At 52.8% G+C, this 13909-nt stretch carries 13 protein-coding genes, 1 tRNA gene and 1 riboswitch; of the genes, 6 read left to right on the plus strand and 8 right to left on the minus strand.

Annotation, left to right across the window (positions count from 1 at the left end):
• Positions 1-339: 339 nt before the first annotated feature.
• Positions 340-939: a thymidine kinase gene (locus OB87_RS13695; protein WP_033569990.1), complete on the minus strand. Its 600-nt coding sequence runs from the start codon at positions 937-939 to the stop codon at positions 340-342.
• A 384-nt stretch (positions 940-1323) separates the two neighbouring features.
• On the opposite strand from OB87_RS13695, the gene hns reads away from it, so the two are divergent.
• Complete coding sequence (hns, locus tag OB87_RS13700) at positions 1324-1731, plus strand: histone-like nucleoid-structuring protein H-NS (protein WP_029456333.1); 408 nt, start codon at positions 1324-1326, stop codon at positions 1729-1731.
• Between the two features lie 104 nt (positions 1732-1835).
• On the opposite strand, the gene galU is transcribed toward hns, so the two are convergent.
• From galU to rssA, 3 genes are all read right to left on the minus strand, one after another.
• Positions 1836-2747: a UTP--glucose-1-phosphate uridylyltransferase GalU gene (gene galU, locus OB87_RS13705; RefSeq protein ID WP_033569991.1), complete on the minus strand. Its 912-nt coding sequence runs from the start codon at positions 2745-2747 to the stop codon at positions 1836-1838.
• A gap of 200 nt (positions 2748-2947) precedes the next feature.
• Positions 2948-3964, minus strand: a complete 1017-nt coding sequence (rssB, locus tag OB87_RS13710) for a two-component system response regulator RssB (RefSeq protein ID WP_033569992.1) — start codon at positions 3962-3964, stop codon at positions 2948-2950.
• A gap of 59 nt (positions 3965-4023) precedes the next feature.
• Positions 4024-4929, minus strand: a complete 906-nt coding sequence (rssA, locus tag OB87_RS13715) for a patatin-like phospholipase RssA (RefSeq protein WP_033569993.1) — start codon at positions 4927-4929, stop codon at positions 4024-4026.
• 158 nt (positions 4930-5087) lie between these two features.
• On the opposite strand from rssA, the gene OB87_RS13720 reads away from it, so the two are divergent.
• From OB87_RS13720 to OB87_RS13730, 3 genes are all read left to right on the plus strand, one after another.
• Positions 5088-5555 carry a YchJ family protein gene (locus tag OB87_RS13720; RefSeq protein WP_033569994.1) on the plus strand — a complete coding sequence of 156 codons (468 nt, stop codon included), beginning with the start codon at positions 5088-5090 and terminating at the stop codon, positions 5553-5555.
• A gap of 78 nt (positions 5556-5633) precedes the next feature.
• Positions 5634-6485: a formyltetrahydrofolate deformylase gene (gene purU / locus OB87_RS13725; protein WP_033569995.1), complete on the plus strand. Its 852-nt coding sequence runs from the start codon at positions 5634-5636 to the stop codon at positions 6483-6485.
• 147 nt (positions 6486-6632) lie between these two features.
• A tRNA-Tyr gene (locus tag OB87_RS13730) sits at positions 6633-6717 on the plus strand.
• Positions 6718-6908: 191 nt separating this feature from the next.
• Here the strand turns inward: OB87_RS13730 and OB87_RS13735 are convergent.
• Complete coding sequence (locus OB87_RS13735; RefSeq protein ID WP_033569996.1) at positions 6909-7529, minus strand: trimeric intracellular cation channel family protein; 621 nt, start codon at positions 7527-7529, stop codon at positions 6909-6911.
• A 21-nt stretch (positions 7530-7550) separates the two neighbouring features.
• Positions 7551-7645, minus strand: a riboswitch (glycine riboswitch).
• Positions 7646-7903: 258 nt separating this feature from the next.
• Between OB87_RS13735 and xthA the strand changes: the two genes are divergently transcribed.
• Entirely contained in the window at positions 7904-8710 is an 807-nt protein-coding gene (gene xthA, locus OB87_RS13740) for an exodeoxyribonuclease III (RefSeq protein WP_033569997.1), read from the plus strand.
• Positions 8711-8754: 44 nt separating this feature from the next.
• Here the strand turns inward: xthA and OB87_RS13745 are convergent, their stop codons facing one another.
• The 3 genes from OB87_RS13745 to OB87_RS13755 all read right to left on the minus strand — a co-directional run bounded on the left by OB87_RS13745 (position 8755) and on the right by OB87_RS13755 (position 11715).
• Positions 8755-9150, minus strand: a complete 396-nt coding sequence (locus tag OB87_RS13745; RefSeq protein WP_033569998.1) for a DUF1496 domain-containing protein — start codon at positions 9148-9150, stop codon at positions 8755-8757.
• Between the two features lie 5 nt (positions 9151-9155).
• Positions 9156-11081 carry a DNA topoisomerase III gene (locus OB87_RS13750; protein ID WP_033569999.1) on the minus strand — a complete coding sequence of 642 codons (1926 nt, stop codon included), beginning with the start codon at positions 11079-11081 and terminating at the stop codon, positions 9156-9158.
• An 82-nt stretch (positions 11082-11163) separates the two neighbouring features.
• Entirely contained in the window at positions 11164-11715 is a 552-nt protein-coding gene (locus tag OB87_RS13755; RefSeq protein ID WP_033570000.1) for an NAD(P)H nitroreductase, read from the minus strand.
• 264 nt (positions 11716-11979) lie between these two features.
• On the opposite strand from OB87_RS13755, the gene sppA reads away from it, so the two are divergent.
• Positions 11980-13830, plus strand: coding sequence for a signal peptide peptidase SppA (sppA, locus tag OB87_RS13760; RefSeq protein ID WP_033570001.1), 1851 nt, complete (start codon positions 11980-11982; stop codon positions 13828-13830).
• Positions 13831-13909: the final 79 nt, after the last annotated feature.

Genomic DNA, 13909 nt, shown 5'->3' on the forward strand with positions numbered 1-13909 from the left:
ATTTTAATTACACCCTCTTACTCGGCCCATTTCATGGGCCTCGCCCTGAAGGGCCAACGCTTCGCGTTGTTCAAAACGCAATACGTTTTGTCCTGCAACTCGAATTATTTTGGGTATATATTATCAATTTTTACCAGTGGCGATAACCGGATAATCGAGCCCACCACCCGGTTATTAATAAGCCCAGCTAAATACTTAGCCTATATATACTCGTCAGACTTCAGGTTGCAAGTGTGTTGGCTGCCCTCTCTCTCCCAACCACTTACTTATGTAAGTGACTGGGGATTCACTCGCTTGCCGCCTTCCCGCAACGCGAATTATTTAGGGTATAGATATGGATTATTCCGTTTCTGGCCGGGTCAATCCCAGCGCGATTTTATAATGCTTTCGACACACCGACACGTAACTCTCATTTCCACCGATAACAACTTGCTCGCCTTCAATGACAGGCTTGCCATGCGAATCCACCCGCAATACGTGATTCGCTTTACGCCCACAATGGCAAACGGTTTTAAGTTCTATCAGTTTGTCTGCCCACGCCAATAAATAATGACTTCCGCTGAACAATTCCCCGCGAAAATCAGTACGCAGGCCATAACAAAGAACTGGAATGTCTAATTGATCGACAACATCACATAACGCATTCACTTGTTCTCGTGTCAAAAACTGACTTTCATCAATTAACACACAGTGAATAGTTTGCTGACGATGCGCCACCTCCAGCGCCTGGAATAAATCTGTCTGCTCGTTAAACAATAACGCCGGTGAGGAAAGGCCGATGCGAGAACTGACGATGCCGCTTTGCCCGGAACGGTCATCTATTTCAGCCGTAAACACCAGGGTGCGCATTCCTCTTTCCTGATAGTTATATGAAGACTGTAACAGTGCGGTGGATTTCCCTGCATTCATCGCGGAATAATAAAAATAAAGCTGTGCCATGGCTCCTCGTTCAACGGCATTCGCCGGTCAGTGATCGTTAAAATTTATTGTAACATAGGTATCGCAACTGACGAGGCTTGAGTCACAACGGGCCTTCACTGCAAGCACACTGAATCATTCAGTGGTTTAGTAATATAGATAGTTCCATCATGGGAACTCAAAGAAACTATCGATACGCTCCACATGGCTATTTCTGCTACAGATCGTGCTAACAGAATGTATTACCGGGTTTGTCTGGAATTTATATTGGTCAGTCAACGCGTGATTTCCGTTTTAAATTTGCTAAATTTTAACAACCTGACAATTTTACCTATTGCAGAAAATAAAACGGCACTCTATTATCTCTGTACTGTCACCAATAATATTTATTTTGAGATTAATCCAATGAGCGAAGCACTTAAGATTCTAAACAACATCCGCACCCTGCGCGCCCAGGCAAGAGAATGCAGCCTCGAAACGCTGGAAGAAATGCTGGAAAAGCTGGAAGTCGTGGTGAACGAGCGCCGCGAAGAAGAAAACCAGGCCCAGGCAGAAATTGAAGAACGCACACGCAAATTACAGCAGTATCGTGAAATGCTTATTGCCGATGGCATTGACCCGAACGAATTACTGCAATCTCTGGGTGCAAGCAAAGTTGCCGGTAAAGCCAAACGTGCTGCACGTCCGGCTAAATATCAGTACACCGACGAAAACGGTGAGCTGAAAACCTGGACCGGCCAGGGCCGCACCCCGGCAGTCATCAAGAAAGCAATCGAAGAACAAGGTAAGTCTCTGGATGACTTCCTGCTGTAATTCATAGCTTGAGAATAAACAAAAACACCCCTCTCAAAGGGGTGTTTTTTTATGCCCAGATTCAGGCACTCCCCTGTACTCACTAAAAGTACAGGGGAAGAAGATTAATTGGCGTCTTCCTCTATCGCCTCTTTCAGCCACTGAGTAAAGTCCTCACCCAGCGCATCGTGACGAATACCATATTCCACAAAAGCGGTCATGTATCCCAGCTTATTACCACAGTCATGGCTTATCCCTTTTAGGTGATAGGCCTCAACGGTTTCTTTATCCATCAGCATGGCGATAGCGTCGGTCAGCTGAATTTCATTACCGGCACCCGGTTCTGTTTTCTTCAATAGATCCCAGATCTGCTCAGACAGCACATAACGCCCAACGACCGCCAAATTAGACGGCGCTTCCGAGGCCTTGGGTTTTTCCACCACGCCAACCATTGGTGCGCTGTCGCCCGGTTTTAATTCCACGCCTTTGCAATCTACCACGCCGTAACTGCTAACATTCTCCACCGGCTCAACCATAATCTGGCTATGGCCTGTGCTATAAAAGCGTTGCAGCATTTCGCTGAGGTTGTCTTTTTTCAGATCAGATTCATATTCGTCAATGATCACGTCCGGCAAAATAACCGCCACCGGCTCATCACCCACCAGCGGATGAGCACAAAGTACTGCGTGCCCCAATCCCTTCGCCAGCCCCTGACGAACCTGCATAATAGTGACATGCTCCGGACAAATAGCCTGAACTTCTTTCAGTAACTGGCGCTGAACACGTTTTTCCAGCATCGCTTCCAGCTCAAAGCTGGTATCAAAATGGTTTTCTATTGAATTCTTAGAAGAATGTGTAACTAAAATTATTTCATTGATACCGGCAGCAATACATTCATTAACCACATACTGGATTAACGGCTTATCAACCAGCGGCAGCATTTCTTTGGGAATAGCCTTAGTAGCAGGCAACATACGCGTCCCCAATCCAGCCACTGGAATGACCGCTTTTTTTACTTTTTTATTAACAGTTGACATAAACAACCTCGTATATATCGTTCAAATAATGAGCTTTATTTGTCCGGTGCATAAAACCGCGAAAGTATATCAGGTTCAATGCGCGATGCTCGACCAATCTGGATTCGTGATTAAAAATCATAGGCCACATACTAGGGAATAAAAAATAATAACGGTAGACATACCTAGTCTGAAGTGTGGGGAAATTCGCAGCTATCGGATTAGTCTGTAGACAACATCAGGCGCAGACGACCGCCGCTACCCCACATCTGGCATTGCCACGACTCGCACTGGTAACTCAGTTGATTAAGATAAGCCGCTTCCAGCGTACCTAACGGCACCCCGTTATTGAGCCCAATACGTTGCTCTTCCACACTCAGGGTGGCATGTAATCCTGCCGAAATCAGAATCAGTCGTTTCAATTCCCGGTGATAGTAACCAACCAGCAAAGGAAACTGTCCTTGCAGATTGGCCTGACGCAATAATTGGTTCACCTGATTGAGCAATACCGGCAATTCGGGCAACCGACGCTGCTGATGCACCAGATGCTCCTGCAACAAGCTGTTGAACAACGACCGTAACAATAATGCCGCCAGCACACCGTGATTATTGGCCGCCTGTGTTATATCGAGACAATAAAACGCCAGATCGTCCCCAGACAGCGCCGCGATATCAAGCACCAGCCCTGGACGGTCCACCGCCATCAGTTGTCGATAATTAACCCGACAGCGCGCCAGCGTCTGCTGAACCGGCGGCTGTAACTGCTCAAGCAGTTTCAAGGCCGCACCGGGTGACTGGTTTAACGAGTCCAAATCGCGCATCAGTTGCTCGACTTCATTAGCCTGTGAAGTAAACATCGTCGGGTACAGGCAAGCCATCACCGACTCGCGCAAGCGGGTGTAGTCATGGATAGGTTTGAGCAATACATCCTGAACACCAAGGCGCAGTATTCTGGCGACATCCGCCAGATGACTGGTGGCGGACACCACCAGTATAGGTGTGGTGATATCGTGCAGTCGTAACCGTTCGACGAACTCGAAACCGCCCATCATGGGCATGTTGAGATCGCAAATAATCAGATCAGGTGACTGATGAGCCATTTTTTCCAGCGCATCCTTGCCGTTATCCGCCTCATGGACGTCTGCACCCAGGGATGTCAGATAACCGGCCAGCACGGAACGGAAAACAGCCTCATCCTCAACAACCAAAATGTGTTTTCCCGTCAGCGGTTGTGCCATCAATGACCCCTTGTACTGCTCATCATCATTCGTTGCCGAATCCTAAATCGGAAATAACCCTACACATCCCGGTTCACCAACGGCAACAACAATTCCCGCTGCTTTTCCACCGCCAGTCTGCCAGCTTCAATAGCCTCTTGCGCCCGATGAAAATCCAGCGTGGCAATTTGCGGACAATAGGGTTGAATTAATACATCTGGAGGATCGCCCGCCATACGATTCATTTTCAGGCGATTCTCCAATACCTGTATAGATGTGCTCATGATCTCCATCGCAGTAGGCGTCGCCTCCGTCTGTCGGCGAAAACGGTGAGACAGACGATATCGGAGCCGCTGATGCCAGCCGCGCGGTGCAGCCATCGTGTCCGTCTGAACCGATGGCCTGGCAGACAGCAAATTATGCTGTTGCAAGCTGGCGTCGTGCTGCAAGTCCACCGCAATTACCACATCCGCGCCCATTGCACGAGTCAATGAGACGGGAACCGGATTCACGACAGCCCCATCCACCAGCCAGTAACCATTGAATTGTACAGGGGACAATAACCCCGGCATACTGCAGGAGGCGCGAACAGCCAAATGTAAGTCCCCTTTTGTCAGCCAAAGTTCCCTACCTGTACTGAGATTAGTTGCCACTGTTCCATATTTGATAGCACAGTCCTCAATATGTTGCGTATGTAGCAAATGCTTTACATGGTTGAAAACGCGATCCCCCCGCAATAATCCGCCACGCCGCCAGGAAAAGTCCATCAACCGGATAACATCCCAGTAACGAAAGCCACACACCCAGTGCGTCATGCTGTCCAGTTGATGAGTAGCGTAAGCCGCACCGACCAGCGCACCCACCGAGCAGCCTGCCACCACGTCAGGCACAATCCCCATATCCTCCAGCGCCTTCAGCACGCCAATATGTGCCCATCCTTTCGCTGCACCGGACCCCAATGCCAGACCCACTGTGACCTTCCGCATGGTGCTTCTCCTGTTTCTAATTCTAGGCGCTACCTGCTGTTATGTACCCGCCAGGTAGGATTATTGCGATACATGAACCCTATTGGGTAACATAGCGCACGCCTTATCAGTGGCGTCTCAATTATTTAACCTTATTGCAGAATTTTGCAGGAGATATTGTGTCCGAATGTTGCCCGTGCGGTAGTGATCAGCCTTACGAACACTGCTGTCAGCCCTATTTGCGCGGTGATACCCACGCTTCGCGCCCCGATCTGCTGATGCGTTCACGCTATAGCGCCTACGTGAAACAGGATGTCGATTATCTGGTCGCTACCTGGCATCCAGATTGCCACGCGGAAAACTGGCGAGCCGACATCGCCGCCAGTTGCGCCGATACACACTGGCTCGGTCTGCATATACTGAACGTCGCGCCGGGAAAAACGGCGGAAGAAGGCTACGTCGAATTCGCGGCCAGCTACAGTACAACCGAACATTCAGAACGTCGGGTACTGATGAGGGAGCGTTCGCGCTTCCTTCATTATTGCGATCGCTGGTACTATGTCGACGGCGTTCACCTGCAAACGGGCAGGAACGATGTCTGTCCGTGCGGCTCCGGCAAAAAATACAAAAAGTGCTGCGGACAATAATACTCTCGATTACCGCGATGATTCCGGCATCGCGTAACGGCAACATCTGATTTATGTTTTGGACAGGATCCCAATTCCATGCAATCCCAGAATATCCAACGAAAAATTTTACGGACAATCTGCCCTGACGCAAAAGGGCTTATCGCCAAGATCACCAACATCTGTTACAAGCATGAACTGAATATCGTGCAGAACTCGGAATACGTTGATCACCGCACCGGTCGTTTCTTCATGCGGACGGAATTGGAAGGCATCTTCAACGACACCACGCTGCAGGCCGACCTGGACAGCGCCTTACCGGAAGGTTCCGTGCGCGAATTGAGCAGCGCCGGGCGTCGCCGTGTCGTGATTCTGGTTACCAAGGAAGCTCACTGTCTTGGCGATCTGCTAATGAAAAGTGCCTATGGCGGTCTGGATGTCGAGATCGCGGCGATAATCGGTAACCACGAAACGCTGCGTACGCTGGTAGAGCGCTTTGATATTCCGTTCCATCTGGTCAGCCATGAAGGTCTGACGCGCGAAGAGCACGACCTGAAAATGATCACGCAGATCGACCAATACAAGCCTGATTATGTGGTACTGGCGAAATATATGCGTGTACTGACGCCTGCCTTTGTTCAGCACTACCCTAACCGGGTCATCAATATCCATCATTCGTTCCTGCCAGCGTTTATCGGTGCACGCCCGTACCATCAGGCTTACGAGCGCGGTGTGAAGATCATCGGTGCCACCGCCCATTACGTGAATGACAGTCTGGATGAAGGCCCAATCATCATGCAGGACGTGATTCACGTCGATCACACTTACACCGCAGATGACATGATGCGCGCTGGTCGCGACGTGGAAAAAAACGTACTCAGCCGGGCGTTGTACCATGTGCTGGCTCAACGGGTATTCGTTTACGGCAACCGCACAATTATTCTGCGTTGATTAGCACTTCGCCGCCCTTCGCCTACAATTGCAGCGGGCGGCATAAAAAACCAGCAAACGAACTTGTTTTTGTTTTTTCGGTCTTTACAGGGGCGCGGCATTTGGTATGATGCGCCCCGCTCGATACGAAAGAGCAATCAGGCCAGTGGTGGGGTTCCCGAGCGGCCAAAGGGAGCAGACTGTAAATCTGCCGTCACAGACTTCGAAGGTTCGAATCCTTCCCCCACCACCATCTCTCTAGTCGCTACGACATATCCTCACTGCATAACTTCACCCTCAAACAGAAAATCACCCGAAAGCGCAGCAAGAAAAACATATCGCGACGTCGCCTAAACCGATTTATCGCACCATGAGAAATCGCCGTGATGACTCTGCGATATTCACATACCGATGTCGCGGTGATAGCACAGCAGAATAGCGTGATTACTCTTTCCAGCGTTCCGGCATATAACTGAATACCGGCAACTGCCAGGACCAGAAAATAGCCGCCAGACGCAGCGCTAACCCGACAGAGAAAGAGATCAGCTGGTTGAGATCGTGGTTGATGCCGATTTCGCGCAGGCCAAGATAAACCAGTGCTACCAGCAATGACACGCAAGCGTACAGCTCTTTGCGCAGCACCATCGGCGTCCGGTTGCAGAAAATGTCCCGCAAGATCCCGCCGAAAATACCGGTGGTAATCCCCGCCATCACCACCACAGTCGGCGAATAGCCCAACTCAATCGCGACATTGCAACCGATGATGGTGAATGCCACCAGCCCCATGGCGTCCAGCACCAGAAACAGCCGGTGCAAATGGTGCATCACACGTGCAGCCAGCACCGCCAACAGTCCAGCGCTAATCGTAAGGTAGATATAGACAGGATGCTGAGTCCAGACGATGGGATAGTTACCCAGCAGAATATCGCGCACCGTACCGCCGCCCAGCGCGGTAATAAAAGCGATCATCGAAACACCGAAAATGTCCATGTTGCGGCGGCCAGCAGCCAGCGCACCGGACATGCCCTCAGCGGTAATAGCGATCAGATAGATATAGGTCAGCACACACGTACCCTTGTGAAATGTGCCCCTCCCTCTGTCCTTTTACCTGAGAGTTTACGCGGTAAAACCGCTTGCCCCTTCGGTGGGTTGTCTGGCAACCGCTCTCCAGTTGGCGTCATAGAAATGTGCAGTAAGGTAGCCTGAGCGATTATGGGAGTTTGCGCCTTCGGCGGGAAGGCGTGTCGTGACATGTGACATTCGTGACATGTAGTGCCTTCCGCTCTCCTGCAAGCCGCGGAGTATACGGACTAACGCGGCCCGCTTCAACCAGTCATCACCGATAGTTATGACTGCCGATACCGTCGCGTCGCCGCCGTGACTCAACTCCCGCCTTTCTGCTAACATCGGGGCACGTTTTTTTCACAACGGCAGCGAATATGAAGTTTGTCTCTTTCAATATCAACGGGCTGCGCGCCCGACCACACCAGTTGGCCGCAATCATCGAACAACATCAGCCTGATGTGATCGGTCTGCAGGAAACCAAAGTCCACGACGATATGTTTCCGCTCGAAGAGGTGAAACAGTTTGGCTATCACGTCTTCTACCACGGACAGAAAGGCCACTACGGCGTGGCGCTGCTGACCAAAGCCGAGCCGCTGGCGGTCCGTCGTGGCTTCCCTACAGACGAAGAAGACGCCCAGCGCCGTATTATCATGGCAGACCTGGCGACGCCGCTTGGCACGCTGACCGTGGTCAACGGCTACTTTCCACAAGGTGAAAGCCGCGACCACCCGGTGAAATTCCCAGCCAAGACCCGTTTCTATCAGGATTTGCAGCATTATCTTGAGCAGCACCATCAGGCGGACCAGCCAGTGCTGATTATGGGTGACATGAACATCAGCCCGACCGATCTGGATATCGGGATTGGCGAGGACAGTCGTAAACGCTGGCTGCGCACCGGTAAGTGTTCATTCCTGCCAGAAGAGCGCGAATGGATGGAGCGGCTGAAAAACTGGGGACTGGTCGATACCTTCCGCGCCGCCAACCCTGAGAGTCAGGACCGCTTTTCATGGTTCGACTACCGCTCGTCCGGGTTTGACGATAACCGCGGCCTGCGCATCGACCTGATCATGGCCTCAGCACCACTCGCCAGCCGCTGCACGGCTACGGGTATCGATTATGCGATCCGGGGAATGGAAAAACCTTCAGACCACGCGCCAGTGTGGGCGGAGTTCACGATCTGATGACGCATTCGGGGCTGCTTGCAGCCCCGCTATCACGCCAACGCTTACTGCTGTTCCTTGATGATACGCCACACCAGATTATTAGTGCCGAGGTTAGCCTTATCGCGCTGACATTGCAGCAACACGCCTTCTGCCCTCACCATCGAGCCTTCAGAGTAGTTTCTGTTCTGATAGATGCAACAGCTCATGCAATTAACCTGAGCTTCACGCTGCACGTTGCCGCCATTGCCGTTTCCCCAGATAACCTGAGGAGGAACCGGCACCACCACCTCGGTGTTGGTGCTGCCCTGCGTTGTGGATACCGTACCGTGCGTACTACTGTTATTACCCGGCAACACCACAGGATTTCCCTGCGTAATCACCGTGGTCTGCGTCGCCGCCTGCGCAGCGGAAGATAACAACAAGCCTGTTGCCATCAGGAAGGTGCCCCATGCTTTCATCTGCGTTACTCCTTTGTGCTGGCTGAACGTGACTGGCGACGTTTCCGCCCTGCGGGTGGAGAACGTTTAACCGGTGGTAATCCTCTGAATGCAGTGATATTACCACTTTGCCGGGCTTGCTGAATAAGTTCGTACAGCGACTGGGTCAAGGGCTGCATGAAATCCTGATAGCGGCAGCGCTTTTCGCTGATCTGCGTCAGTGTAGCTTCCCAGTGCGCGGTCATATCCGGGTGGGCGGCCACCGGTGGCAAAGCGTGGATCAATGCCTTACCCGTATCAGTGGAATGAATATAACGCCCTTTTTTGACTAAAAACGCGCGCTTAAACAAAAGCTCAATAATGCCTGCGCGTGTGGCTTCGGTGCCCAACCCGTCGGTTTCGCGCAGGATTTTCTTCAGCGCCTTATCCTGCACAAAGCGAGCGATACCCGTCATGGCAGACAGCAGGGTCGCATCCGTGAAGTGTCGGGGCGGCTGAGTCTGCCGCTCCACCACCTCGCCCCGCTCACACAGCAGTTCATCGTCTTTCGCCACCACCGGCAACGGCATCCCTTCGTTTTCCTCATCCCGCTCCTTATTGCCAAGCAGCGTCCGCCAGCCTGCCTCAGCCAGAAATCGTGCCTTGGCGACAAACTTACCGCCGACGATATCCAGATCGATAACGCATTTACGAAACACCGCGTCCGCGCAAAACTGCATCAGATACTGCCGGGCGATCAGCCCATAGACCTGGCTTTCATGTTCCGTCAACGTGGTACGGGCACTACGCGCGGTGGGGATAATGGCGTGGTGGGCGTCAACCTTGCCGTCATCCCAGCAACGGTTGCGGCGCTCGGGATCAACCGCAGGCTGCGGCAGCAAATCCGGCTGATGCACAGCAATCGCGTTTAGCACCGCCTGTCGCCCGGCAAAATGCTCTTCCGGCAGATAACGACAATCCGAACGCGGATAGGTGATCAACTTGTGCGTTTCATACAGCCGCTGGCAAACATCCAGCACCTGTTGGGCACTCAGACCAAAGCGTTTGGCGGCTTCAATCTGCAAGGCGGAAAGCGAATACGGCAGCGGCGCGGTTTCCGATTCCCGTTTATCATTATAGGCGGTAACCCGCGCCGGTTGGCCTTCGATGCGTTTGACGACGTGCTCGGCCAGCGGGCGATGCAGTAATCGCCCTTCTTCATCCTGATACGGTTCGCAGGACTCACTGGGCTGCCACAGGGCGACAAACCGCTCGTCGGCCGGGGTGACGATATGCGCCTTAACCTCGAAATAGTCGCGGGCCACAAAATTGTCGATTTCTTCGTCACGCCGCACCACCAGCCCCAGCACCGGCGTCTGCACCCGACCAACCGACAACACACCTTCGTAACCGGCATTTCGCCCCAGCAGAGTATAAGCACGGGTCATGTTGATGCCGTACAGCCAGTCGGCGCGCGAGCGGGCCAGCGCGGAGACACACAGCGGAACGAATTCCCGGTTTTCACGCAGGCGCGACACCGCCCGTTCTACCGCCTGCGGATTCAGGTCGTTGACCAGACAACGGCTCACACGCTGACGCTTTTCTTCCGGCAGCGCCAGATACTCCAGCACTTCGTCCACCAGTAACTGCCCCTCGCGATCCGGGTCACCGGCATGAATGACTTCATCAGCCTGAGTCAGTAGTTTTTTTATAACATTCAGCTGCTTGCTGACAGACGGCCGCGGTTGCAACAGCCATTTCTGCGGCACAATTGGCAGGTCGGCCAGCGACCAGCGGGCATAGCGCGTGTCGTACGCATCCGGTTGCGCCTGTTCCAGCAGGTGCCCCACGCACCAGGTCACAACGTCTTGCTCGCCACAGGCAATAAAACCATCACCACGTCGCTGCGGTTTAGGCAACACATCGGCAATGGCTCTGGCAAGACTGGGTTTTTCCGCAATAAACAGTCGCATGTCACACCGCAAGGCAGAACAGATATTTCCTGGCATACGCCGTCAAAAGCGCAAGCCAGGAGAAACATCATTAATACAGAAATTAGAAATAGCTGACGAACTTCGCGCTATCAACGGGCGTGATCGCGGCGGAGGCTTTAAGCTGAGGCGTCCCTAAATAAAGGAAACCGACAATTTCATCCTGGGAACGGCAACCAAACGCCTCACGCACCAACGGATGGTGAGTCCAGGCACCGCTACGCCAGATGCCGTTAAAGCCCTGAGCCAACGCCGCCATTTGCATTGCCTGCACTGCGCAGCCAGCGGACACCACCTGCTCCCAATGCGGAACCTTATGGTGTTCCTCACAATGCGCCACCACGGTAATGATCATCGGCGCGCGGAATGGTGCCTGTCGCGCTTTTTCGACGGCAGCCTCATCCTGATTATCCTGCAATGCCGCCTTGACCAACAGATCGCTGAAGCGGGATAACCCTTCATCCTGAATAATAGAGAAACGCCACGGTTGCAGCGCGCCATGGTCGGGTGCCCGCAAGCCCGCACGCAGGATATTCTCCAGCACGTCGCCCGTCGGCGCAGGTGCAGCCAAACGGGACGCTGAACGACGATTCAGTAGCAATTCCAGAGCATCCATCACATCTCTCCTGTCATGAAAATCTGCTGTCGGTGAATAAGATCCGATTGCGCGCCACGGTAGCACAGGTAGAAGATTTGTTACAAGTTAGCGCCCTGCGGCCAATACCGTGGCAAGATAAATAGCTGACTTTTATCCTGTCGCTCATTAGGATACCGCCAGTGCCCCGCGTGCGGGCGTGATCGCACTGATACTTTTTTGGCAGTGTGTCACCCGGTAAATCGAGGTGCCGCTTAAACCCAGTTTTCTTTTGACGGAGTGGACATGCGCACAATGTGGCGAATTTTCAGTGGAATATTCAGATGGGGATGGCGCCTGCTGAATTTTATCCGCGAATTTATCCTCAACCTCTTTCTGGTGTTTTTGATCCTGGTTGGTGTCGGGGTCTATAGCCAGCTCAAAACGCCGCAGGCTGAACCTGTGCGAGGGGCGTTACTGCTGGATCTGACGGGCGTGGTGGTGGATAAGCCGTCCGTTAACAACAAACTGCGTCAATTCGGGCGGGAGTTCTTCGGCGTATCCGCCAACCGTCATCAGGAAAATGCGTTGTTTGATATTGTCGACAGCATCCGACAGGCCAAAGACGACAGCAACATTACCGGTATGGTGATGGACCTGTCTGATTTCGTCAGCGCAGATCAACCTTCGCTACAGTACATCGGCAAGGCACTGCGTGAATTCCGTGATGCAGGTAAACCCATCTTCGCCGTTGGCGACAACTTCAACCAAACGCAATACTATCTGGCCAGTTTTGCCAACAAAATCTACCTGACTCCGCAGGGAAGTATTGACCTGCACGGCTTCGCCACTAATAACCTTTACTATAAGACGCTGCTGGACAAGCTGAAGGTTACCACGCATATCTTCCGCGTTGGCACGTACAAGTCGGCCGTCGAACCGTTCATCCGCGATGACATGTCGCCAGCCGCCCGTGAGGCCGATAGCCGTTGGATTTCTACCCTGTGGCAGCACTATCTGGATACGGTAGCGGCCAACCGCCAAATCACCCCACAACAGCTGTTCCCCGGTGCCGAAACTCTGCTTACCGGCTTGCAAGCGCTGAACGGCGACACCGCCCGCTATGCGTTAGAAAACAAACTGGTAGACGAAGTTGCATCCCGTTCGGTGATTGAACAGTCACTCATCAAGGCCTTCGGATGGGATGCCAAAAACAAAAACTTCAACTTCACCAGCATCTATGATTATGCACCGACCCCACCGGTAACCAATGCCAATGAAATCGCCGTGGTATTCGCCAGCGGCACCATCGTCGACGGCAAGGAAACTCCGGGATATGTCGGTGGCGATACCACCGCGGCGCAAATTCGCGATGCTCGACTGGACCCGAAAGTCAAAGCCATCATCCTGCGGGTAAACAGTCCTGGTGGTAGTGTCACCGCTTCTGAGCTGATTCGTTCGGAACTGGCAGCGGCGCGGCAGGCGGGTAAACCCGTGGTGGTTTCCATGGGCGGTATGGCAGCTTCTGGCGGCTACTGGATTTCCACACCGGCCAACGTCATCATCGCCAGCCCAAGTACTCTGACTGGCTCGATCGGGATTTTCGGCGTTATCACCACCTTCGAAAATTCGCTGGATAGCATCGGCGTACACACCGACGGCGTCGCTACCTCGCCATTGGCTGCACTATCCCAGACCCGAGCGCTGCCACCAGAAGCCAGCCAACTGATGCAACTTAATATTGAGCGCGGCTATCAGAACTTTATTTCACTGGTAGCGGAGTCGCGTAAGAAGACGCCGCAGGAAGTGGATGCCATCGCGCAAGGTCATGTTTGGGTGGGCAGCGATGCCAAAACCAACGGACTGGTGGATCAACTGGGCGACTTTGACGATGCCGTGAAGAAAGCAGCGGAACTCGCCAAACTGGAACACTATCAATTGAGCTGGTATTCCGGTGAACCAGACCTGCTTGACGCGATGTTCAACCAGGTCAGAAGCTCGGTCTACACCATGTTGCCTTCTGCGCTGCAAGCCCTGGTGCCCGCACCGATGGCTCAACTGGCGCAGACGGTTCGTGCACAAACGTCGGTGCTGGATACGTTGAACGATCCGCAAAATCGTTACGCGCTGTGCCTGAATTGCGGCGACGTGCGTTAACATTATCCTGAACAGCCCGGCTTTGCCGGGCTGTTTTTACCACCGAAACCTTTTTATTTACCCCTGAACCTTTTTATAA

Origin of the sequence: Dickeya undicola, from assembly GCF_000784735.1 — a bacterium.
Lineage (GTDB): Bacteria > Pseudomonadota > Gammaproteobacteria > Enterobacterales > Enterobacteriaceae > Dickeya > Dickeya undicola.